General features: G+C 71.5%; 20 protein-coding genes. 11 read left to right on the top strand and 9 right to left on the bottom strand.

The genetic code is table 11. The features are described 5' to 3' along the window. Positions 1–75: 75 nt before the first annotated feature. The gene (locus ACGFY9_RS09020; protein WP_393753070.1) at positions 76–912 is read right to left on the bottom strand and encodes a chitosanase; all 837 of its coding nucleotides are present in this window, start codon (positions 910–912) and stop codon (positions 76–78) included. Positions 913–1,026: 114 nt separating this feature from the next. On the opposite strand from ACGFY9_RS09020, the gene ACGFY9_RS09015 reads away from it, so the two are divergent. The 3 genes from ACGFY9_RS09015 to ACGFY9_RS09005 are packed head-to-tail and all read left to right on the top strand — an operon-like array spanning position 1,027 to position 4,034. Then, positions 1,027–1,746 carry a vWA domain-containing protein gene (locus ACGFY9_RS09015; RefSeq protein ID WP_393753069.1) on the top strand — a complete coding sequence of 240 codons (720 nt, stop codon included), beginning with the start codon at positions 1,027–1,029 and terminating at the stop codon, positions 1,744–1,746. After that, a complete protein-coding gene (locus ACGFY9_RS09010; RefSeq protein WP_393753068.1) occupies positions 1,743–2,330 on the top strand; it encodes a HutD family protein in 588 nt (195 codons plus the stop codon). Before ACGFY9_RS09015 ends, ACGFY9_RS09010 begins: the two co-directional genes overlap by 4 nt. 54 nt (positions 2,331–2,384) lie before the next feature. Beyond that, positions 2,385–4,034, top strand: coding sequence for a cytochrome bc complex cytochrome b subunit (locus tag ACGFY9_RS09005; protein ID WP_393753067.1), 1,650 nt, complete (start codon positions 2,385–2,387; stop codon positions 4,032–4,034). Here the strand turns inward: ACGFY9_RS09005 and ACGFY9_RS09000 are convergent. Beyond that, the gene (locus ACGFY9_RS09000) at positions 4,009–5,226 is read right to left on the bottom strand and encodes an acyl-CoA dehydrogenase family protein (protein WP_393753066.1); all 1,218 of its coding nucleotides are present in this window, start codon (positions 5,224–5,226) and stop codon (positions 4,009–4,011) included. The genes ACGFY9_RS09005 and ACGFY9_RS09000 overlap by 26 nt on opposite strands. Next, positions 5,226–6,365, bottom strand: coding sequence for an acyl-CoA dehydrogenase family protein (locus ACGFY9_RS08995; RefSeq protein WP_393753065.1), 1,140 nt, complete (start codon positions 6,363–6,365; stop codon positions 5,226–5,228). The genes ACGFY9_RS09000 and ACGFY9_RS08995 overlap by 1 nt, the downstream gene beginning before the upstream one ends. A 48-nt stretch (positions 6,366–6,413) precedes the next feature. On the opposite strand from ACGFY9_RS08995, the gene ACGFY9_RS08990 reads away from it, so the two are divergent. The 3 genes from ACGFY9_RS08990 (at position 6,414) to ACGFY9_RS08980 (ending at position 9,061) form a co-directional block, all read left to right on the top strand. Next, positions 6,414–7,202: an SDR family oxidoreductase gene (locus ACGFY9_RS08990; RefSeq protein WP_393753064.1), complete on the top strand. Its 789-nt coding sequence runs from the start codon at positions 6,414–6,416 to the stop codon at positions 7,200–7,202. 63 nt (positions 7,203–7,265) lie between these two features. Further along, positions 7,266–7,877 (top strand): TetR/AcrR family transcriptional regulator, encoded by a 612-nt coding sequence (locus ACGFY9_RS08985; RefSeq protein WP_393753063.1) that lies wholly within the window; start codon positions 7,266–7,268, stop codon positions 7,875–7,877. 26 nt (positions 7,878–7,903) lie between these two features. Next, positions 7,904–9,061 carry an acetyl-CoA C-acetyltransferase gene (locus ACGFY9_RS08980; RefSeq protein ID WP_393753062.1) on the top strand — a complete coding sequence of 386 codons (1,158 nt, stop codon included), beginning with the start codon at positions 7,904–7,906 and terminating at the stop codon, positions 9,059–9,061. 25 nt (positions 9,062–9,086) lie between these two features. On the opposite strand, the gene ACGFY9_RS08975 is transcribed toward ACGFY9_RS08980, so the two are convergent. From ACGFY9_RS08975 to ACGFY9_RS08960, 4 genes are read right to left on the bottom strand one after another with little or no spacing between them, the layout of a single operon-like run. Further along, positions 9,087–10,139 carry an NAD(P)H-dependent flavin oxidoreductase gene (locus ACGFY9_RS08975; protein WP_393753061.1) on the bottom strand — a complete coding sequence of 351 codons (1,053 nt, stop codon included), beginning with the start codon at positions 10,137–10,139 and terminating at the stop codon, positions 9,087–9,089. Continuing rightward, the gene (locus ACGFY9_RS08970; RefSeq protein ID WP_393753060.1) at positions 10,139–10,882 is read right to left on the bottom strand and encodes a CoA-transferase subunit beta; all 744 of its coding nucleotides are present in this window, start codon (positions 10,880–10,882) and stop codon (positions 10,139–10,141) included. Before ACGFY9_RS08970 ends, ACGFY9_RS08975 begins: the two co-directional genes overlap by 1 nt. Then, the gene (locus ACGFY9_RS08965) at positions 10,882–11,730 is read right to left on the bottom strand and encodes a CoA transferase subunit A (protein ID WP_393753059.1); all 849 of its coding nucleotides are present in this window, start codon (positions 11,728–11,730) and stop codon (positions 10,882–10,884) included. Before ACGFY9_RS08965 ends, ACGFY9_RS08970 begins: the two co-directional genes overlap by 1 nt. Continuing rightward, positions 11,731–12,483: an enoyl-CoA hydratase family protein gene (locus tag ACGFY9_RS08960; RefSeq protein ID WP_393753058.1), complete on the bottom strand. Its 753-nt coding sequence runs from the start codon at positions 12,481–12,483 to the stop codon at positions 11,731–11,733. It lies immediately after the preceding gene. A gap of 85 nt (positions 12,484–12,568) precedes the next feature. On the opposite strand from ACGFY9_RS08960, the gene ACGFY9_RS08955 reads away from it, so the two are divergent. Together ACGFY9_RS08955 and ACGFY9_RS08950 are read left to right on the top strand one after the other, a co-directional pair. Beyond that, complete coding sequence (locus ACGFY9_RS08955) at positions 12,569–13,354, top strand: SDR family oxidoreductase (protein ID WP_393753057.1); 786 nt, start codon at positions 12,569–12,571, stop codon at positions 13,352–13,354. Positions 13,355–13,376: 22 nt separating this feature from the next. Beyond that, positions 13,377–14,282, top strand: coding sequence for an SDR family oxidoreductase (locus tag ACGFY9_RS08950; protein WP_393753056.1), 906 nt, complete (start codon positions 13,377–13,379; stop codon positions 14,280–14,282). A 143-nt stretch (positions 14,283–14,425) separates the two neighbouring features. Here ACGFY9_RS08950 and ACGFY9_RS08945 read toward each other — a convergent pair whose 3' ends face one another. Then, on the bottom strand, positions 14,426–15,310 hold the full coding sequence (locus ACGFY9_RS08945; protein ID WP_393753055.1) for a hypothetical protein: 885 nt from the start codon (positions 15,308–15,310) through the stop codon (positions 14,426–14,428). Positions 15,311–15,481: 171 nt separating this feature from the next. Between ACGFY9_RS08945 and ACGFY9_RS08940 the strand changes: the two genes are divergently transcribed. From ACGFY9_RS08940 to ACGFY9_RS08930, 3 genes are all read left to right on the top strand, one after another. Continuing rightward, positions 15,482–16,867: a hypothetical protein gene (locus tag ACGFY9_RS08940; RefSeq protein ID WP_393753054.1), complete on the top strand. Its 1,386-nt coding sequence runs from the start codon at positions 15,482–15,484 to the stop codon at positions 16,865–16,867. 90 nt (positions 16,868–16,957) lie between these two features. Beyond that, a complete protein-coding gene (locus ACGFY9_RS08935; protein ID WP_393753053.1) occupies positions 16,958–18,208 on the top strand; it encodes an AAA family ATPase in 1,251 nt (416 codons plus the stop codon). Beyond that, on the top strand, positions 18,205–19,473 hold the full coding sequence (locus ACGFY9_RS08930; RefSeq protein WP_393753052.1) for a VWA-like domain-containing protein: 1,269 nt from the start codon (positions 18,205–18,207) through the stop codon (positions 19,471–19,473). The genes ACGFY9_RS08935 and ACGFY9_RS08930 overlap by 4 nt, the downstream gene beginning before the upstream one ends. Before the next feature lie 52 nt (positions 19,474–19,525). Here ACGFY9_RS08930 and ACGFY9_RS08925 read toward each other — a convergent pair whose 3' ends face one another. Continuing rightward, positions 19,526–21,292 carry a beta-galactosidase family protein gene (locus ACGFY9_RS08925; RefSeq protein WP_393753051.1) on the bottom strand — a complete coding sequence of 589 codons (1,767 nt, stop codon included), beginning with the start codon at positions 21,290–21,292 and terminating at the stop codon, positions 19,526–19,528. Positions 21,293–21,366 lie beyond the last annotated feature (74 nt).

The following is a 21,366-nucleotide window of genomic DNA, read 5'->3' as shown; positions in this document are numbered from 1 at the left end:
CACGAGACGGCGCCTGCCTAGTCCCCGACCGGACCGGCAGGCGCCGCCGCATGTCCGGGACCGACTCCCGCTTCTCTACGGCACCTTGTACGTCTCCCCGTACACCTTCCACACCAACGGCGTCCGCAGCTCCAGGTTCCCCTCCTCCAGGAACTTCCGCTGGGCCGTGTCGATGCGGGTGGTGTCGATGCCGGGGTGCTCGGCCCGCATGGTGGCGCGGCGGACGTCGAGGAAGGCGCTCAAGTAGGCCTCCTCGGAGCCGCCTTCGGCAGGGGGCTCGGCCCGCCGCGTCGCGCGCTCCCGGATGCCGTAGAAGCCGTCCGTGCCCGGGCCGTGGAAGACGATCGCGTCGTAGTAGATGAACTGGCCGAGCGGGCCCAGGCCGTCGCGCTTGGCGGCGCTGACCGCCGGGTCGAAGTAGATGCGGTCGCGCTCCGCGTCCTGCGCCGCCTGGAAGGCCGGGACCTTCGCCTCGGCGCGCCAGGCGGCCGGGAAGCCCGGGTCCAGGCCCTCGTGGGAGTCCGTGCCGTCGATCTTGCGCAGGGCGGGGAGGTAGCGGGCGAGGCCGTTGTCCGGGTGGGCCGCGGTGTAGTGCTCGACCAGGACGAGCAGGTCGTGGGTGCCGGTGCAGAAACCGATGATGCCCGCGGTGTACCCCTGTCCGTCGCCGATGTCCTGGATGTAGGCGTACGCGCTGTGCCAGTCGAGGGTGGAGTTCTCGGCGCTGGCCACCAGCTCCTGGGCGAGGTTCTTCATGGCCGGCGCGGCCAGACCCTCGGGTGCTCTGCGCTGGGTCGCCGCCGAGGGCGCCCCGGGCCGCGGGTCGTCGTGGGCGGTGGACGAGGAGCCGTAGGCCGTCGCCGCGAGGACGACGGGTACGGCGGCGAGCATCAGGACGCCGGCGCGTTTCATGGGCCCAGCGTAGGTGTGGTTACGTCCCTTATTCCGGGGTTGGGGGGACATTGCTCTCGCGGCACCGGAGTGGCGTAATCTCGGCCTTTTCGCCGTGATCCGAAGGGAGCCCCTGTGGCCGCGATCTCGCTCAGCAAGGTCGAGGAGACCGCGCCCGCGCTGGTCAGCCTGTACAAGAGCGCCGGGGTCTCGCTGCGCAAGCACGGGCTGGACGGGCAGCGGGCGGCCGTCTATCTCGTGGTCGACTACTCGGGCTCCATGAGGCCGTATTACAAGAACGGCAGTGTGCAGGCGCTCGCGGACCGGGTGCTCGGGCTGTCGGCGCACCTGGACGACGACGGGACCGTGCCGGTCGTCTTCTTCTCGACGGACATCGACGCCGTCACGGACATCGCCCTCGACGACCACCAAGGGCGGATCGAGCGGATCGTCTCCGGGCTCGGGCACATGGGGCTGACCAGCTACCACCTGGCCATGGACGCCGTCATCGACCACTACCTCGACAGCGGCGCGAAGGACCCGGCCTTCGTCGTCTTCCAGACCGACGGCGGCCCCAGCAACAGGGCAGCCGCGGAACGGTACTTGTGCAAGGCGGCGAGGCTTCCGCTGTTCTGGCAGTTCGTCGGATTCGGCAAGGCGCGGAGCAAGCAGTTCGAATTCCTGCGCAGGCTGGACGAGTTGGCGGTGCCGCAGAAGCGGGTGATCGACAACGCCGGTTTCTTCCCGGCCGGTTCGGATCCCCGGAAGATGTCCGACGACGAGCTGTACGACCGGCTGATGGGCGAGTTCCCGCAGTGGCTCGCGGCCGCCCAGGAGCAGGGGATCGTCCAGTGATCCGGTTCCTGCCCGCCTCGGCCCGAACCGCCGTGCCCTGGAGGAACGGTGGCGGTGTGACGCGGGAGATCGCCGCCTGGCCCGAGGACGCGGGCATGGACGACTTCGCGTGGCGGGTGAGCCTCGCCGAGGTCGCGGCGGACGGGCCGTTCTCGGCCTTCCCGGAGGTCGACCGCACCCTGACCGTCGTCGCGGGCGCGGGCATGGATCTGACGGTGGGCGGCGAACGGTGGCTGGTCAACACCCGTTACGTTCCACGGGACTTCAGAGGCGACGTACCGACCGACTGCCGGTTGCTGGACGGGCCGGTCGTCAACCTCAACGTCATGTGGCGCCGAGGCGCGGGTCCTACGGCAGCTTCTACGGCGGGTTCTACGGCCCCCACGGTCGCCGTGGTCCGAGGGCGGCTGCCCCTGCGCGCGGGCACCCTGGTGGTGGCGCTCGACGGGACCGCCGAGGTGGCCGGAACGGCTCTCGGGCCGTACGACGCCGTGCAGTTGGGCGATGAGGAGGCGGTGCTGCACGCGCGGGGTCGCACCGCCGTGATCGGGCTGCCATTGCCCGCTGACGCACCGTTGGCTTAGCCCGGACCTCGTGACACCCTGTGGGGTGATCCGGACGGGGAGGGCGACGAACGTATGGACGGCGCACGAACGGTGAACGGCACGGCGGGCGGTGCACGGCCGGGCGAGGCCGGCAAAGGGGAGAAGCTCGCCGACTGGGCGGACGGACGGCTCGGGCTGTACGCGATCGCCAAGTCCAATATGCGCAAGGTCTTCCCGGACCACTGGTCCTTCATGCTGGGCGAGATCTGCCTCTACAGCTTCCTCATCCTGATCCTCACCGGCGTCTATCTCACCCTGTTCTTCGAACCGAGCGGCGTCGAGGTCATCTACCACGGCTCGTACGCGCCGTTGAACGGCATCCCGATGACCCGGGCGTTCGAGTCCACCCTCGACATCAGCTTCGACGTGCGCGGCGGGCTGCTGATCCGGCAGATCCACCACTGGGCGGCCGTCGTCTTCATCGCAGGCATGCTCATCCACATGATGCGGGTGTTCTTCACCGGCGCGTTCCGCAAACCGCGCGAGATCAACTGGGTGTTCGGCTGGACCCTGTTGTTCCTCGGCATCATCACCGGGCTGACCGGCTACTCGCTCCCCGACGACCTGCTGTCCGGCACCGGCATCCGCTTCGCGGACGGCGCGATCCTGTCCGTGCCGATCGTCGGCACGTACATGTCGATGTTCCTGTTCGGCGGGGAGTTCCCGGGCCACGACATCATCTCGCGGCTCTTCCCGGTCCATGTCCTGCTGCTGCCGGGGATCATGCTGGGCCTGGTGGTCGCGCACCTGATCCTGGTCTTCTACCACAAGCACACCATGTATCCCGGGCCCGGACACAACCAGAAGTCCGTGGTCGGCATGCCGTTCCTGCCGGTCTACATGGCCAAGGCGGGCGGCTTCTTCTTTCTCGTCTTCGGCGTCCTCGCGATCATGGGCGGGATCGCCAGCATCAACCCCGTGTGGGCCTTCGGACCGTACCGGCCGGACCTGGTGACGACCGGTGCCCAGCCCGACTGGTATCTCGGCTTCTCCGAGGGGCTGATCCGGGTGATGCCGGGATGGGAGCTCAACGCCTGGGGCCACACACTGGAGTTGGGCGTCTTCATCCCCTTCACGCTCTTCCCGCTGATCCTCGCCGCCATCGGCGCCTACCCCTTCATCGAGGCCTGGATCACCGGCGACAAACGCGAACACCACATCCTGGACCGGCCGCGCAACATGCCCGTACGCACCGGCCTCGGGGTGGCCTGGCTGAGCCTGTACGCGGTGCTGCTGATCGGCGGCGGCAACGACGTGGTGGCCACGCATCTCAATCTCTCGATCAACACGATCACCTGGTTCGTGCGGATCTCGTTCTTCGTGATGCCGGTGGCCGCCTTCATCGTCACCAAACGGGTCTGCATGGGACTCCAACGCCGCGACCGGGACAAGGTGTTGCACGGCCGCGAGTCCGGCCTCATCAAGATGCTGCCGCACGGCGAGTACGTCGAGGTCCACGAACCCCTCACCCCGGACGAGCGGTTCAGGCTCACCCAGCACGAACAGGAACCGCCGTACGCGATCGGCCCGCTCGTCGACGCGAACGGCGTCGAGCGGCAGGTCAAGGGCGGACAGCGGGTACGGGCCCGGCTCGCCAAGGCGATGTTCGGACCCGAGACCCACATCCCCAAGCCGACGCCGGAGGAGTACAAGGAACTCACGAGCGGCGACCACCACCACTGAAGCCATTGAGCACGGCGGCCCGGCATTCACCCGAGCTGCCCCAACTCGCGCGCAGGGCACGGGCCTTGGTCAGCCACAGGGACAGGTCGTACTCCGCGGTGTAACCGATCGCACCGTGCAGTTGAAGCGCCGTACGGGCGGTTCTGTACGCCGCCTCGCACGCCGTGACCTTGGCCGCGGCCACGTCCGACTCCGTCATGGTGAGCGCGGCACCGAAGACCATCGGGCGTGCGAACTCCAACGCGATCTTCGCATCGGCCAGTTGATGCTTGACCGCCTGGAACGAGCCGACGGGCACCCCGAATTGGGTCCGCTGCTTGACGTAGGCGACGGTCCTGTCGAGCAACGCGAGCCCGACACCGAGGGCTTGGGCGGCGGTGGCGAGGCGGGCCCAGGTGAGGGCGTGGGTGACGGCAGCGGTCACCTGCGGTCCGACAGCGAGGAGTTCACCGCCGGTGGGGGTGGGGAAGAGGCGGCGGGCGGGGTCGAGGGACGCGCAGGGCTCGCCCGCCGAGGGGGCGTGGCCGGGCGGGGGCCCGAGCCGCAACTCGGCCGCCGGAGGTGCGTCATCGGGCAGGAGTGCGTCGCAAGGCGGGGAGGCGAGCCGCGGCCCCGCCGACCCGCCTGCCTCGGACGCCGACGCGCCTTCTCTGGGCGCCGACCGGTCTCCTCCGGATGCGGACGTGTCTCCTCCGAACGCCGATTGGTCCGCCGCCTCAGCTTCTACGACCGTCTCTGCCGCGGCCTGTCCCATCGGGTCCCGTGCCGCCCGGGTCGTCAGCCGTACGTCCGCGATGTCCGCATCCAGTGCGTACCGCCCCGTCGCCAGCGTTGCCGTCGACTCGCCGGAGGCCAGTGCGGGCAACAGCCGCTTGGCCGGGGCGGAGTCGTCCAGGGCGGCCAGCAGCGTCGCCGCCGCGACCGTCTCGACCAGCGGCCCCGGAACCGCGTGCCGCCCCAACTCCACGAACGCCACGGCGAGTTCGACCGGCCGGGGTCCCAGCCCCTCGTACGCCTCCGGCACCGCCAGTGCGAACACCCCCGCCCCGGCGATACGGCGCCACAACGCGCGCCCGCTCGCGTGCTCGCCGCGGCTCCAGGACCGTACGACCGACGGAGTGTCCGCGGCCGTCAGCATCGCGTTCAACGAGTCGGCGAACGCCCGCTGTTCGGGGTCGAGGAGGAAGCGCATCAGCGACGGCCGTTCGGCAGGCCGAGCAGGCGCTCGGCGATGATGTCGCGCTGGATCTCGTTCGTACCGGCGTAGATGGGGCCCGCGAGCGAGAAGACATAACCCTCGGCCCAGTCGGTGTCCGCCAACTCGCCCTCCTCACCCAGCAGTTCGAGGGCCGTCTCGTGCAGCGCGATGTCGTACTCGGACCAGAAGACCTTGTTCAGGCTGGACTCCGGGCCGATGGACTCGCCGTCGAGGAAACGGGAGGCGTTGGCGTAGGTGAAGAGCTGGTAGGCGCGGGCGCCGATCACGGCGTCGGCCACCTGGTCCCGTAGCTCTGGCGAACTGCCTTGTGCCCGCCAGAGGTTGAGGAGGCGCTCGGCGGCGGCGAGGAAGCGGCCGGGGGAGCGGAGGGTGAGGCCGCGTTCGTTGCCGGCGGTCGACATGGCGACCCGCCAGCCCTGGCCCGGCTCGCCGATCACGTCCTCGTCGGGGACGAACACCTCGTCCAGGAACAGCTCCGCGAAGGCCGGTTTTCCGTCCAGGCGGCCGATCGGGCGGACCGTGACGCCGGGCGCGCGCAGGTCGAACATCAGGTAGGTCAGGCCCTGATGGGGCTTCGGGGTGTCCAACTCGCTGCGGAACAGGCCGAACGCGCGGTCCGCGAAGGCCGCGCGCGACGACCACGTCTTCTGGCCGCTCAGCAGCCAGCCCCCGCCGGTGCGTACGGCCCGTGAGGTCAGCGACGCCAGGTCCGAACCCGCCTCCGGTTCCGACCACGCCTGCGCCCACACCACCTCGCCGGTCGCCATCGAGGGCAGCACGCGCGCGCGTTGCTCCCGTGTGCCGTGGTCGAAGAGGGTCGGGGCGAGCAGGTTGACGCCGTTCTGGCCGACCCGGCCCGGCGCGCCCGCCGCGTAGTACTCCTCCTCGAAGACCAGCCACCGCACGATGTCCACGCCCCGGCCGCCGTACTCCTCCGGCCAGGACACCACCGACCAACGGTCCGCGGCGAGTTGGCCCTCCCAGGCGCGGTGCGCGGCGAAGCCGGCCTCGGTTTCGAGGGACGGGAGGGGCTCGGTCGGCACGTGTGCGCGCAGCCAGCTGCGGGCCTCGGCACGGAACGCCTCCTCGGCGGGAGTGAAGTCGAGGTCCATCGCCAACCATCCTTCCCTAACAAGTGTTTGGTAGGTTAGCGTGGGCCCATGACAGGCGTCGAGAGTCCGGCACACGTCCCCGGGCACGGGCTGCTGAAGGGGCGCACCGCCGTCGTCACCGCCGCCGCGGGCGCGGGCATCGGCGGGGCCACCGCGCGCCGCTTCCTGGAAGAGGGCGCGCGCGTGCTCATCAGCGATGCGCATGCGCGGCGGCTGAAGGAGTACGAGGCCGAGCTGGCCGGGGAGTTCGGCGCGGAGTCGGTCGCCGCGCTGCCGTGCGATGTCACCGACGAGGCGCAGGTGCAGGGGTTGTTCGACGCGGCCGTCGCCACGCACGGACGTCTCGATGTCGTCGTCAACAACGCGGGCCTGGGCGGCACTTCGGACCTCGTCGACATGACCGAGGAGCAGTGGTCGAAGGTGCTGGACGTGACCTTGAACGGCACGTTCCGGTGCACCCGGGCGGCCCTGCGCGCGATGCGCGGGAGCGGCGGCGGGGTGATCGTCAACAACGCCTCCGTCGTCGGCTGGCGCGCCCAGGCCGGACAGGCGCACTACGCGGCGGCCAAGGCGGGCGTGATGGCGCTGACCCGGTGCGCGGCGATCGAGGCCGCCGCGTACGGAGTGCGGATCAACGCGGTCTCGCCGAGCCTCGCCATGCACCCGCACCTGGTGAAGGTGACGACACCGGAGCTGCTGGCCGAACTCACCGCGCGCGAGGCCTTCGGGCGGTACGCGGAGCCCTGGGAGGTGGCCAACGTGATCGTGTTCCTGGCCTCGGACTACTCCTCGTACATGACCGGCGAGGTCGTCTCCGTGAGCAGCCAGCATGCGTAGCGGCGCGAGAGTGCGGACAAGGGGTCGCGCGAGAGGCCGGGGCCGGGGCACGACAATGGGTCCGTGCCGACCAAGAAGAAGCCCCCGGTGACCGCCGCTCCGGCCCGCCGTCGTGAACTCCTCGACACGGCGGCCGAGGTCTTCGCCGAGCAGGGGTACAACGCCACCACCGTACGGAAGATCGCCGACCACGCGGGCATGCTCGCGGGCAGCCTCTACTACCACTTCGACTCCAAGGAATCGATGCTGGAGGAGATCCTGCGCACCTTCCTCGACGAGCTGTGGGGCGGCTACGACACCGTCCTGGACGCCGAGTTGGATCCGCGCGAGACGCTGGAGGCCCTGGTCACCGAGTCCTTCCGGGAGATCGACCGGCACCGCGCCGCCGTCGCGATCTACCAGAAGGAGAGCAAGCACCTGGTCGCGCAGGAGCGGTTCGCGTTCCTCGCCGAGTCGCAGCGCAAGTTCGAGAAGGCGTGGCTGTCCACGCTGGAGCGCGGGGTCGCCGCCCAGGTCTTCCGGGCCGACCTCGACGTCCGGCTCACCTACCGGTTCGTCCGGGACACGGTGTGGGTCGCCGCGTCCTGGTACCGGCCGGGGGGACAGCACAGCGCCGAGGAGATCGCCCGGCAGTACCTGTCGATGGTCCTCGACGGGATCGCCGTACGCACATAACTCACAGGTCTGTATGGGGAGTTGACATGGCCGAGGCCTATATCGTCGAAGCGGTCCGTACGCCCGTCGGGCGGCGCGGGGGAGGGCTGAGCGGGGTGCATCCCGCCGACCTCGGGGCGCATGTGCTCAAGGAACTGGTCGCGCGCTCGGGGATCGATCCCGCCGCCGTCGAGGACGTCGTCTTCGGGTGCCTGGACGCGGTGGGGCCGCAGGCCGGGGACATCGCGCGGACCGCCTGGCTGGCAGCCGGGCTGCCCGAGGAGGTGCCGGGCGTGACGGTGGACCGGCAGTGCGGGTCCTCGCAGCAGGCCGTGCACTTCGCGGCGCAGGGCGTCCTGTCCGGCACCCAGGACCTCGTCGTCGCGGGCGGCGTGCAGAACATGTCCCTCATCCCCATCGCCTTCGCCTCCCGCCAGGCCGCCGAACCGCTCGGCCTCACCGACGGCCCCTTCGCGGGCAGCGAGGGCTGGCGCGCGCGGTACGGGACACGGCCGGTGAACCAGTTCGCCGGGGCCGAGATGATCGCCGCGAAGTGGGGGATCAGCAGGCAGGACCAGGAGGAGTTCGCCCTCCGCTCGCACCGGCGGGCCCTGCGCGCGATCGACGAGGGGCGCTTCGAACGGGAGACGGTGGCCTACGGCGCGGTCGCGGTCGACGAGGGCCCTCGCCGGGACACCTCCCTGGAGAAGATGGCCGGCCTTAAACCGGTCGTCGACGGCGGCACCATCACCGCCGCGTGCTCCTCCCAGGTCTCCGACGGCGCGGCGGCGATGCTGCTCGCCTCGGAACGGGCGGTGCGGGAGCACGGGTTGACGCCCCGCGCCCGCGTCCACCACCTCTCCGTCCGGGGCGAGGATCCGATCCGCATGCTCTCGGCCCCCATCCCGGCCACCGCCCACGCCCTGAAGAAGACCGGCCTCTCCATCGACGCCATCGACCTCGTCGAGATCAACGAGGCCTTCGCGCCCGTCGTCCTGGCCTGGCTGAAGGAGACGGGCGCGGACCCCGAGAAGGTCAACGTCAACGGCGGCGCGATCGCCCTCGGCCACCCGCTCGGCGCGACCGGCGTCAAGCTCATGACCACCCTCCTGCACGAACTGGAGCGCACCGGCGGCCGGTTCGGCCTCCAGACCATGTGCGAGGGCGGCGGCCAGGCCAACGTGACGATCATCGAACGGCTCTGATCGGGCCGGGCGGTTCAAAGGCGGTTCAGGAGTCGGCCCGCACCAGCGTCCACAGCACCTCCTCGGCCTGCTTCATCACCCGTGCGACCAACTCCGCACACGACGGCAGATCCTCGATCACCCCGGCGACCTGCCCGGACGCCATCACCCCCAGATCCGTGCGCCCGTCCACCATCGACGCCTTCAGCAGCATCGGCGTGTTCGCGGCCAGCAGCACCTGGCTCCAGGTCAGCTCCTTGCCGTGCTTCATGGCGAGGCCGTCGCGGATCATGCGCCGCCAGGTCAGACCGGACAGCCGGCGGAAGCCCGCCGCCCGGCGTATCGCCTGGAGCAGGGTTCTCGTACGGCCGGAGATCTCCAGGGCGTCGACCAGTTCCGTGCGGAGCATGCGGTGGGGGAGGCCGTCGACCGCCCGCGTGACCGTGACGTCCTTGACCGTCGCCGCCAGATACGCCGCCTTCACCGCGTCCGGGACCGTCGAGTCCGAGGTGAGGAGGAACCGGGTGCCCATGGCGACGCCCGCCGCCCCGTAGGCCAGCGCCGCGACCAGCCCCCGCCCGTCGAAGAAACCGCCGGCCGCGATGACCGGTATGTCCACCGCGTCCACGACCTGCGGCAACAACACCGTCGTCGCCACCTCCCCGGTGTGCCCGCCGCCCTCCCCGCCCTGCACGATCACCGCGTCCGCCCCCCACGCCGCGACCTTCTCCGCATGCCGCCGCGCCCCGATCGAGGGGATCACGACCACCCCCGCCTCCTTTAACTCGGCGATCAGCTCGGCGGACGGCGCGAGCGCGAAGGACGCGACCCGTACGCCCTCCTCGATGATGATCCGCACCCGGTCGCCGGCGTCGGTCGCGTCCGCGCGCAGATTCACCCCGAACGGCTCCCGCGTACGGGACTTGACCTCGCGGACCGCGTCCCGGAGCCGGTCGGTCGTCATGGTCGCGGAGGCGAGGACGCCCAGCGCGCCCGCGTTCGCCGTGGCCGACACCAGACGCGGTCCCGCCACCCACCCCATGCCCGTCTGCACGATCGGATGCCGGACCCCGACCAGCCGGGTCAGCGCGGTCTCCATCACGAACTCACTTCTCTGAGCCGGGTGTCGGCCGGGTCGATCACCTCACGGATCAGCCGTAACTCGTCCGGGGTGGGTTCGCGGGTCGACGGCACCTCGTCCGGGACGGCCAGCTCGAACCCCGTAGCCTCCCGGACCTGCTCCACACTCACCCCCGGATGCAGCGAGGCCAGCCGCATCGAGTGGTCGGGGGTCGCGAAGTCGAAGACACCGAGGTCGGATACGACCCGGGGGATGCGGTGGAAGCGGGCCGTCCCCGGGTGCTCGGCGACCCGGTCGTACCCCACCCCGCACACCATGTCGACCTTCTCCACGAACACCCGGGGCGAGTGCCGGGGTACCCAGTAACTCGTCGGATTGTTCAGCGTGTTGACCGATGCCCCGCGCACCCCGAGCAACTGCCGCTTCGGCCGCGCCCAGTCACCGACGCACGAGATGTTCTGGTTGCCGTACCGGTCGATCTGGCTCGCGCCCATCATCACGTGCCGCCGCCCACCGGACACCAGGGCCAGATGCTGCCGGTACGGCAACCAGCCCTCCGGCGTCCCGTCCGGGCGGACGAGCATCGCCTCGCCGTCGGTGAGCAGGAGATCCGGCGCGAAGGTGAGCCGGGCCAGCCGTGCGCCGACGGACGGGATGAACCCCATCGGGCTGGCCAGGATCTCCCCGGCGTCGCGCCACGCCTCCGCGCAGGCGATCACGCAGTACTCGGAACGCCGTACGTCCCCGCGCAGTACGTCCATCACCCTTGCTCCTCCTGCCAGTTCCGCACCGCCGACTCGTAGGCCTGTTCGTCACCGGCCAGGAAGCGCTCCGAGAACTCCGCCCAGGGTGTCGTCGCGTACAGCCGCTGGACGTCCTCGTCCCTGCCGTAGTCGGGAGCGCACGACGTGAAGTGGGCGCCGCCGGGGGCCTCGACGACCCCGGTCACGTTCAGCCGCTTGACGAGCAGGGACTGCGGCGGGGCCTCCTTCGTCAACTCGGCGGTGTCCACGATCCGTTCGCAGGAGACATAGGCCGTGTCCGCCGCCTCGCAGAACAGGTCGTCGAAGTAGGGATCCGGGCCCAGGTACTGGCCGTTGCCCAACCGGTCGGCGCGGTTGACGTGGACCAGGGCCGCGTCCAGCCGCAGGGCGGGCATCGCGACGAACGTCTCCCCGTCCTCGTACGGCGAAGTGACCGTCCGCAGGCCGGGGTTGACCCGCATGACGTCCGAGCCGATGCCCGCGCGCACGGGCAGGAACGGCAGCCGGTTCGCGGCGGCGCGCAGGCCCCACATGAACATCGCCTCGTCGACCTCCGTCAGCTCGAACGCTCCGCTCTCGCGTGCCGCGCGGTAGTGCGGTTCGAGGGGGACCGAGTCGAGCGTGACGAACGCGGCCACCAGCTTGCGGATACGGCCGGCCGCCGCGAGCATGCCGACGTCCGGGCCGCCGTAGGAGACGACGGTGAGGTCGGTGAGGTCCGAGCGGAGCAACGCCCGTACCAGAGCCATGGGTTTGCGGCGCGAGCCCCAGCCGCCGATGCCGAGGGTCATGCCGCTGTGCAGCCGGGAGACGACCTCGTCGGCCGTCATCGTCTTGTCGCTCACCTAGGCCTCCTCTCTGTCCGACGTGCCGAAGGTGTCGCGGACCCGGTCGGCGACCCCGCTGACGTTGGCCTCGAAGGTGAAGCCCTGTTCGAAGCGGTAGCTGCGGCGGACGTCGACGGGGTCGATGCCGTTGATCGCGGACTTGGCGAGGCGGATCAGCTCGCCGTCCTTGGCGGCTATCTCGGCCGCCAACTCCAGTGCGGCGGGCAGGAGTTCGGCGCGCGGTACGACCCGCCACACCGAGCCGTGCGCGTGCAGCTCGGCCGCCGTCGCCGTGCGCGAGGTGTAGTACAGGGCGCGCATCAGGTGCTGGGGGACCAGCCGGGCCAGATGCGTGGCGGCGCCCAGTGCGCCCCGGTCCAGCTCGGGCAGGCCGAAGGTGGCGTCCTCGCTCGCCACGATCACGTCCGCGTTGCCGACCAGACCGATGCCCCCGCCCAGACAGAACCCCTGCACGGCCGCGACGACCGGCACCTCGCACTCGTAGACCGCCGCGAAGGCCTCGAAACAGCCCCGGTTGACCCCGACCAGGGCCGACTGGCCCCGCGCCTGTATCTCCTTGATGTCCACGCCCGCGTTGAAGCCCCGACCCTCGGCCGCCAGCACCACACAGCGGACGTCGGGGTCGCGCCCGGCCGCGCGCACGGCGTCGGCCAGGGCGAACCAGCCGTCCACCGGCAGCGCGTTCACCGGCGGGTAGTCGACCGTGACCACGGAAATCGCCTTTGTCGAGGTTGAGGTGGAGACACCCATGGACGCATCAGCTACCTTTCCACCAAACATTTGTTAGGTGCGAGGCTTCGAAGCTAGCAGCCGGACAATCCGAGCGGGAGGCCCTGTGGACAAGCACCCTGTGGACAACTCGCGCGACCAGTCACTCGACGGAAGAACGGTCCTCGTCACCGGCGGCACCCGAGGCGTCGGCGCCGGTATCGCACGGGCCTTCGTCGACGCCGGTGCCGAGGTGCTGACCTGCGCGCGCAGACCGCCCGAAGGCCCGGTCAAGGGAACCGAGTTCCGGCCCCTCGACCTGCGCGACCCGGACGCCGTACGGGAGTTCTTCGCCGCGCTGCCCCGGCTCGACGTGCTCGTCAACAACGCGGGCGGCGCGCCGTACCGCCCCCTCGTCGACGCGGAGGCCGAACGCCACGCGCGGATCATCGAGTTGAACCTCCTCGCCCCGCTCACCGCGTCCCTCGCCGCGTACGAGCACCTCAAGCGCGCCAAGGGCTCGGTCGTGATGATCGGCAGCGTCAGCGGCAGCCGCCCCTCGCCCGGTTCGGCGGCGTACGGGGCGGCCAAGGCCGGTCTTGAGAACCTGGCCCGTTCGATGGCGGTGGAATGGGCGCCGGACATCCGCGTCAACACGCTCGTCGTCGGCATGGTCCGCACGGAGCTGTCCCACCTCCACTACGGCGGCGAGGACGCCATCGCCGCCGTCTCCCGAACCGTCCCGCTCGGCCGCCTGGCCGACCCCTCCGACATCGGCGCGGCAGCGGTCTTCCTCGCCTCCGACGCCGCCGCCTACATCAGCGGGGCGAGCCTTCTGGTCCACGGGGGCGGGGAGCGGCCGGCGTTCCTGGACGCGGCAACTGCCAACAAGGGGAAGCGAGTTGAAGGGTGATCGAGATGGAAGGAGACGCGAGATGAGCGGAATCTGTGCCGGGCGGGTCGTCGTCGTCACCGGCGCGGGGCGGGGGCTCGGCCGCGCCCACGCCCTCGCCTTCGCCGCCGAGGGCGCCCGGGTCGTCGTCAACGACCTCGGCGTCGGCCTCGACGGCACCCCGGACCCCGACAGCCCGGCCGCGCAGGTCGTCGCCGAGATCCGCGCGGCGGGCGGCGAGGCGGTCGCCCACGGCGGCGACATCGCCACGGCCGCCGGCGCCGCGTCCCTGGTGGCGACCGCACTGGAGACCTACGGCCGGCTCGACACCCTTGTCAACAACGCGGGTTACCTGCGCGACCGGATGCTCGTCAATCTCGACGAGGACGACTGGGACGCGGTGATGCGCGTCCATCTGAAGGGGCACTTCCTGCCCCTGAAACACGCCGCCGCCCACTGGCGCGCGGAGACGAAAGCCGGCCGTACTCCGGACGCCCGGATCATCAACACCAGCAGCGGAGCAGGGCTGTTGGGCTCTGTCGGACAGGGCAACTACAGCGCCGCCAAGGCCGGCATCATCGGCCTGACCCTGGTCGCGGCGGCCGAACTCGCCCGCTACGGAGTCCAGGTCAACGCGATCGCCCCCGCGGCACGGACCCGCATGACGGAACACACCTTCGCCGAGACCATGGCCGCGCCCGGCTCCGGGTTCGATGAGATGGCGCCGGAGAACGTGTCGCCGTTGGTGGTGTGGCTGGGGTCCGGGGAGGGGGCCGGGGTCACCGGGCGGGTGTTCGAGGCCGAGGGCGGGCGGATCACTGTCATGGAGGGATGGCGGGCGGGGCCCGGTGTGGACAAGGGGGCGCGGTGGGGGGTGGGGGAGGTGGGGGAGACGGTGCTGAAGTTGTTGGGGGAGGCGGGGGTGCCGGGGGCGGTTTACGGGGCGTAGGTGGAGAGGGTGGTTCTTGGCCCGCTTCTCAGCCGACCCGCACGGGCGGTGGGTGGGCATAGGCCCGGGGGCGGAGCCCCCAAGGGCGCTCACAGCAACACCGCCTGCCGCGTGAACATCCGGAACATACCCGGTACTTCAACCTACGTGTCGCACTCCAACACCGTCCGGCACAGAGAACACCTCGCCCGTACCCGCCCCCGCACCGGCACCCGGATGCGCTGATGACACGTAGGGCACGGGAAAGACACCCGCAAGCTGCCACCCCGGTCCCCGCTGAAGGCGTACGGCACGCCTGACCGAGAACCCGGGGGTGCGTGCCGCCGGTCGTGGGCGTACCGGCGCCGCCCAGCCCACCCAGCCGCGGTCAACGGGGGCTGCTGTTCGTCGCGCCGGGCCTGGGCCATGCCCTTGACGTACGCCGTGTAGGCCTGCGGGCTGGTGAACCACACGGAGGGGTCCTCGCCGAAGACCAGGGCCCGCTTGGCGAGGACGTACCCGAACTCCTCCGGCGTGAGATAGCCGAGTTTCTGCGAGGACGCCGAGTCCTCCCGGTACGCGTCCAGCAGCAGCCACCCCGCGCCGAGGTACGTCGCCGCCGTGTCCGTGAGGATCTCGTTCTCGCGGGTGCCGGGGAAGGACAGGTCGAGGCGGTGCAGATAGACGTGCATGACCTCGTGCGCGAGAGCCGCGCCGATGTCCCGCCGATGCGTGCGGAACCGGTCGTTCAACTCGATGAAGTACTCGGGCCCGGCAGTGAGTTCGACGTTCGCCGCATGGGTCATCTCACGGAAACTGATGATCGGCCGGGCGTCCGGGAGCCGGTAGTGCCGGACCATCTCACGGGCCACCCGCTGCGCCCCCAGATGCAGGTCGTCCGTGTCGCCGAACGCCACGTCGACGGGGGCCACGCTGGTCGCGAACGTCTGGACGGTGTCGTAGGACAACCGCTTGTAGAGCGCGGTGATGGCGTCCCGCACCGTATCGAGGTGCGGGTAGCCGTGCTCGACCGGTCCGTCGTCCGCCACGTCCACAACCCCCAGAGACGCCCTGAACCCGCATCCACTCTATGCCGGTGCGCACGAATGCACGCCCCTGAAATCCGCCTGACAGATCGCGGCCGGGAAGGTTATGCTCCCGGCGATGACGACTCACTCTGTTCACAGAATGGGGGTCCCGTCCGCGCAAGGTGAGTGCTGATGCTCCCTCACACCGCGATCGGGGATTCCCGGCTTTCCTTCTGGCTGCGCGTGCGCGAGTTCGCCGTGCCGCCCTCCATGATCGAGACCGCTACGGCCCGTCGGCACGCCGGCGACTGGGCGGGCGCCTGCGCCGCCGCGGGCGTGGACCTCGATCTCGATCTACGGTCCGTAGCGCGCGCCCACGGCCGGGAACTGGCCGCCCGGGTCCGCGCCGATCTCCGCCGACTGGCCCCTGACCTGCTCCGCTGGCATCTGCCGAGGATCGCCCCTGACGGGTTGCTGCGCCCGGGACTGACCCTCACCCTGGCCCGCTACGGGGACGACGCCACCGGCCCGCCGCACCTGGTGGTCCGCACTCCGCCTGCCTGGGCGGACGGCGGCCAGCGCGTCAGCCTCGCGCTGTGGGACGGCACGCGCCGCGACGCCGACGCCCGCCGGCATCCGCATCCCCGGCCCAGCCGTTGGTTCCGCCTCGACCTGCACCGGCATCTGTGGGACGCGGGGAGGAGCGGTGAGCTGCGGGTCCGGTCCGGCGCCGATCGGCCACGCTCCGATGACCCTCCGCCGATCCCGGATCTGCCGGAGACCGCGCTGGAGGGACGTCACTGCGCCGTCGACCGATGGGCGGCCGAGGCGGCGATCCTGCTCCGCGCGGAGGGGCGGACGCCCGGTCCCGTCGTCGTACGGCTCGGCTCCCGGCACCGGCTCGCGCTGACCCTGGACCCGGTCGCGGACACCCTGCGTATCGCACCGGCGTCTACGAGCGCCAGCACCACCGCGCTACCGGTCCTCCCCGACGCGGCCACCTGGGTCCTGCCCGACCTGGAACTCCTCCGCACCGGTGCGATCGACGCCGGCCAGCTGCATCCGCTGGTCGCCGCCGCACTCGTACCGGATCGGTCCCGGCCTCAACCGCACGCTTCCGCGCGGGTGTTGGACCGGGCCAGGGATCCGCATCTGATCGAATGCCGGGGCGCCCAGCACCGGATCGGTCTGGTCGACGGCGTACTGGCCCCCCTGGACCACGATCCGGCCGAGATCCGGCGCGAGGAACTGCTGGTCGCGCTGACCGGCACCCCGCTGCCGTGTCTGCGGGCCATCGACGAGGCCCACCGCCACCCGGACTGCCTCACCGGCGTGCGCGAACGCCTCATCCACGGCGACACCGCCGGCGCGCTGGCCGTCGTAGAAGGACTGCTCGGTCCTGACGCGGTGCTGCGCGGCGGCGCGCTGCGGGACGAACTGCGGGCGGCGGCCGAACGGCGGCTCGCTTACGGGCTGTTCAGGGCGGGCCTGACCGGACCCGGACCCCGATCCGGCCACTTCTTCCCGGGACTTCCACACGCCCAGAAGCTCCGCCCCCGCCGCACCACCGGCCGCTGACCGCACAGGGCGCTCGCAGCCCTGCCCTCAACCAACCGGCCATTCAAGCGAGTTCACCCACACCCACCCCAACCCCAAAGGTGACCCCATATGCCCACACGCACCCTGTACGCCGCCCTCAACCCCGCCGACCCCATCCCTTCACCCGCCCAACTCGACGTCGCCGACGACCTGTTGACCCTCCTGCGCGACACCACCACCGAACCCCGCCCCGACACCCAGCTGGAGGCCCTGACCCTGGCCGTCGCCGCCGACCTCCCCGTGCTGCTGTGGGGCGAGCCCGGTATCGGCAAGACGGCCGCCCTGACGCAGCTCGCCGCCGCCCTGGACCTGCCGTTGACCACAGTGATCGCCAGCGTGCACGAGCCGTCCGACTTCTCCGGGCTGCCCGTCGTGGGCGACGATCCGGCCGAGCAGGGCGTCCCGATGGCCCCGCCGGACTGGGCCGTACGGCTTGTGCGGGCGGGCCGGGGGCTGTTGTTCCTGGACGAGTTGTCCACGGCGCCGCCGGCCGTGCAGGCCGCGCTGCTGCGGCTGGTGCTGGAGCGGCGGATCGGCGCGCTGCGGCTGCCGCCGGGGGTGCGGATCGTGGCGGCCGCCAACCCGCGGTCCTCGGCGGCCGACGGCTGGGAGCTGAGCCCGCCGCTGGCGAACCGCTTCGTGCACCTGCAATGGACGCACGATCACGAGGTCGTCGTACGCGGACTCGGTGGGACCTGGCCGCGGGCGACCCTGCCGACGCTCGACCCGGAGAAGCTGCCCGAGGCCGTGGACTTCGCGCGCCGAGCGGTGTGCGGGCTGCTCACCGGGCGGCCCAAGCTCGTCCACCAGCTGCCCGGCAACGAGACGCGGCGCGGGGGCGCCTGGCCGTCGCCCCGGAGCTGGGAGATGGCGATGAGCCTGATCGCGTTCGCCACGGCGGCCGGTTCCTCGCGGGAGGTGCTGTCCCTCCTGGTCAGGGGCACGGTGGGGGACGGTCCCGGGCTGGAACTGCTCGCGAGTGTGGACCGGATGGACCTTCCCGACCCCGAGATCTTCCTCGCCGATCCGACGGCCGGTGAGCTGCCCGCGCGCGGGGATCTGCGGCAGGCCGTGCTCGACGGTGTGGTGGCCGCGGTCCGCAACCGTCCCGACCGGGCCCGCTGGGACGCGGCGTGGGCGCTGCTGGTCCGGGCGCTGGAGACCGGCGCCCCGGACCTGGTCGTCGTCCCCGCGACCACCCTCGCCTCGCTGCGCCGCGAGGACTGGGACGTGCCCGCCTCGATCGAGCGACTCGCCGGAGTGGTCTCGCTGTCGCAGCGGGCGGACCGCGCCGCCACGGCCGCGAAGGGGGGCCGATGAACACGTCCGTGGCCACGGGGGCGGGCGCTCTCGACGTCGACAAGCTCTTCGCCGCCCGCCTCTACGCGGCCCGCGTCCGCCCCTATCTCGCCACGGCCCTCTTCGCGCTCCACACGGTCGAGTCGCGGCACGTGCCGACGATGGCCGTCGACCGGCACTGGCGCTGCTACGTCTCGCCGGGTTTCGTGGACCGGATGTCCGTCGAGGACCTGGCCGGCGTCTGGGTCCACGAGGTCTCGCACCTCCTCCGCGACCACCACGGACGCAGCGACCGCGTCGCCCGCGAGCGCGGACTGACCGGCCCGGGGGAGCGGCTGCGGATGAACATCGCCGCCGACTTCGAGATCAACGACGACGCGTTCGGCGACGGCCTGGTCACCCCCGAGGGTGCCGTCCAGCCGGGGCTGTTGGGACTGCCCGCGGGGAACCTCATGGAGGACTACCTGCGCTGGTTCCGACTCGGGCCGCGCACCCAGGACCTGGCCTGGCTGGACTGCGGCAGCGGTGCCGACGGGCTCGACCGGGAGTGGGACCTGGGCGCGGACGGCGCGCACGGACTCAGTGAGCAGCAGCGCGACGCCGTCCGCTTCCGGGTGGCGCAGGGCATCACCGGCCGCCCCGGGAGCGCCCCCAGCGGGTGGCGGCGGTGGGCGGAGGAGGCGTTCCATCCGCCGCAGCCCTGGCGGCAGTTGCTCGGCGCGGCGATCCGCTCGGCGGTCTCCGCGCCCGGCGCCGGCGAGGACTACACCTACGGCAGGCCCTCGCGCCGCTCGGTGTCGCTGCCCGGCATCGTGCTGCCGAGCCTGCGTCGCCGGCCGCCCCGGGTGTGCGTGGTCATCGACACCTCCGGGTCGGTCAGCGACGCCGAGCTGGGCAGCGCGCTCCTCGAAGTCGCCGCGATCGCACGGGCCGTGGGCGGCCGCCGCGACCTGGTCACCGTGGTGCCGTGCGACGCGGCGGCCCGGGTCGCGCAACCGCTGTGCCGCGCCGAGGGCATCGAGCTGCTGGGCGGCGGCGGCACGGACCTGCGCACCGGCTTCGCCAAGGCGCTGCGCACCCAGCCCCGGCCCGACGCGGTCGTGGTCCTCACCGACGGCCAGACCGACTGGCCGGACACCCGGCCGCCCTGCCGGACGGTGGTCGGGCTCTTCCCGCGCCGCTACGAGACCGGGGAGTACGCCGAGGACGACCCCGACTATGTGCCGGACACACCGCCCGACTGGGCGCGGGTCGTCGAGATCGGGTCCGCCCCCGTCGCCCGATGATCCCGCAGCCTTCTACAGACCCTTCATGATCCCTCGGCCTTCTGCAGACCCTTCAGAGGCTTCGCAGCGTGAGGGCGAACTCCGAAGGGACCGGCGCCTCTTGAAGCTCCAGCACCCACACCTCGTTCACGTCCTCCCGCAGGACGGCACCGGGGACGTACAGCTCCCGTTGCGGACCGGCCGACCAGTACCGCCCCAGACTGAACCCGTTGACCCACACGAACCCCCGTGTCCAGCCCGGCAGTTCGAGCAGCGCGTCCCCGGCGCCGCGCACCTCGACGGTGCCGCGGTACAGCCCGGGGGAGCCGTCCGGGGGCAGTTCCCGCAGCGGAACCCCCTCGACGTCGTCCAGTGAGTCCAGCGAGTCGAGACGCAGCCCACGCGCGCGTACGTCGTGCAGATACTGCCGCTCGTGCAGCAGCCCCCCGGTGATCCCCTTCGCCTCCCCGAGCCGCGGCCCGTAATTGACCCTCCCCAGGGACTCCACCCACAGCTGCACACACGCGTGCCCGGCGACGGGCTCCTTGAGCTGCTCGTCGCCCTCCATGAGGACCCCGGCCCGCTCCCCGTCGACGTACACCACCGCGAGGTCCCGCAGCCCGCGCGCGGTGAGCGGATAGGGCGCGCGCGGTCCCGGAACGGTCACTTCGTAGCGGACGATCCCGCGGTCCACGTCCAGTTCCTCGAAGGTCGGCGGCACGGGCCCCTCCGTCTCCGGGCCGCCGCGTGCCTCCAGCACGTCGGCCAGGGACGCCCAGCCCGTCAGGTCCACCTCGGCCGGGCGGCCCAACACCGCCGGTGCGGGCGGGAGTTCGGGCAGCGGGCCGTCCGCGTACGCGGCGAGCACCTCGCGGAAGCGCCAGAACTTGTCCGTGGGGCGCCCGTACTCGTCGATCGGGGCGTCGTAGTCGTACGACGTCACATCGGGCTCCAAGGGGCCCTCGTGCAGGGCGCCGCCGCCCCGGTTGGCGCCCGCCCAGCCGGCGAAGTTGGTGCCGCCGTGCGCCATGTAGAGGTTGACCGACGCGCCGCACTCCAGGATCTCCCGCAGGGCTCCCGCCGCGTCCCCGGCATCGCGGACGACGTGCTCGCCGCCCCAGTGGTCGAACCAGCCGCACCAGAACTCCATGCACATCAGCGGCCCATCGGGCTGGTGCCCGCGCAGTGTCTCGAAGGCCTCGCGCGCGTGGGACCCGAAATTCACCGTCGCGAGGACACCGGGGACCGAGCCGCCGCTCAGCATGAAGTCCTCGGGACCGTCCGAGGTGAACAGCGGGACGGTGACACCCTGGTCGCGCAACAACTCCTCCACGCGCCGCAGATACACCGCGTCGGAGCCGTAACTCCCGTACTCGTTCTCGATCTGCACCATGATCACCGGGCCGCCGCGGTCGAACTGGCGGGACACGATCTCCGGCAGCAGGTGACGGAACCAGCGCTCCAGGTGGCCCAGGAAGCGTGCGTCACGCGTACGCGCGCGTGCCCCCAGTTCTCCCGTCAGCCAGTGCGGCAGCCCGCCGTTCTCCCACTCCGCGCAGATGTACGGCCCCGGGCGCACGATCGCCCACAGGCCCGCCTCCCGCGCCGCGTCCAGGAACCGGCCCAGCGCCTGGACGTCCCGGAAGTCGCCCGGCGCCGGCTCGTGCAGGTTCCACGGGACGTACGTCTCCACGCAGTTGAGGCCCATCGCCCGCAGCATCGCCAGCCGGTGCCCCCAGCTCGCCTCGTGCACCCGGAAGTAGTGCAGTGCCCCGGACAGCAGCCGCACCGGCCGCCCGTCCAGCAGAAAGTCCCTGTCGCCCACGGTGAACTCACTCATGCCGACGACTCTCGCCCCTTGGCGGCGATCACGTCCATGGACAAAGATCACCGCTACTTGGACCGAACACCGCG

Origin of the sequence: Streptomyces sp. NPDC048504, assembly GCF_043200035.1 — a bacterium.
Classification (GTDB): Bacteria; Actinomycetota; Actinomycetes; order Streptomycetales; family Streptomycetaceae; genus Streptomyces.
Note: the sequence above shows the minus strand (reverse complement) of the source record. Positions and strands in the feature narration are given on the sequence as shown.

Bases quoted from the DNA above. Each gene is read 5' to 3' on its own strand.
- ACGFY9_RS08940 (WP_393753054.1), top strand. From the start codon at position 15,482: ATGCTCCCTCACACCGCGATCGGGGATTCCCGGCTTTCCTTCTGGCTG.
- ACGFY9_RS08925 (WP_393753051.1), bottom strand. From the start codon at position 21,292: ATGAGTGAGTTCACCGTGGGCGACAGGGACTTTCTGCTGGACGGGCGG.
- ACGFY9_RS09000 (WP_393753066.1), bottom strand. From the start codon at position 5,226: ATGCGCTTCCTCCTCGACCCCGAACAGCGGGCGTTCGCCGACTCGTTG.
- ACGFY9_RS08980 (WP_393753062.1), top strand. From the start codon at position 7,904: ATGGCCGAGGCCTATATCGTCGAAGCGGTCCGTACGCCCGTCGGGCGG.
- ACGFY9_RS08930 (WP_393753052.1), top strand. From the start codon at position 18,205: ATGAACACGTCCGTGGCCACGGGGGCGGGCGCTCTCGACGTCGACAAG.
- ACGFY9_RS08975 (WP_393753061.1), bottom strand. From the start codon at position 10,139: ATGGAGACCGCGCTGACCCGGCTGGTCGGGGTCCGGCATCCGATCGTG.
- ACGFY9_RS09020 (WP_393753070.1), bottom strand. From the start codon at position 912: ATGAAACGCGCCGGCGTCCTGATGCTCGCCGCCGTACCCGTCGTCCTC.
- ACGFY9_RS08960 (WP_393753058.1), bottom strand. From the start codon at position 12,483: ATGGGTGTCTCCACCTCAACCTCGACAAAGGCGATTTCCGTGGTCACG.
- ACGFY9_RS08935 (WP_393753053.1), top strand. From the start codon at position 16,958: ATGCCCACACGCACCCTGTACGCCGCCCTCAACCCCGCCGACCCCATC.
- ACGFY9_RS08950 (WP_393753056.1), top strand. From the start codon at position 13,377: ATGAGCGGAATCTGTGCCGGGCGGGTCGTCGTCGTCACCGGCGCGGGG.
- ACGFY9_RS08995 (WP_393753065.1), bottom strand. From the start codon at position 6,365: ATGGACCTCGACTTCACTCCCGCCGAGGAGGCGTTCCGTGCCGAGGCC.
- ACGFY9_RS08990 (WP_393753064.1), top strand. From the start codon at position 6,414: ATGACAGGCGTCGAGAGTCCGGCACACGTCCCCGGGCACGGGCTGCTG.
- ACGFY9_RS09005 (WP_393753067.1), top strand. From the start codon at position 2,385: ATGGACGGCGCACGAACGGTGAACGGCACGGCGGGCGGTGCACGGCCG.
- ACGFY9_RS08970 (WP_393753060.1), bottom strand. From the start codon at position 10,882: ATGGACGTACTGCGCGGGGACGTACGGCGTTCCGAGTACTGCGTGATC.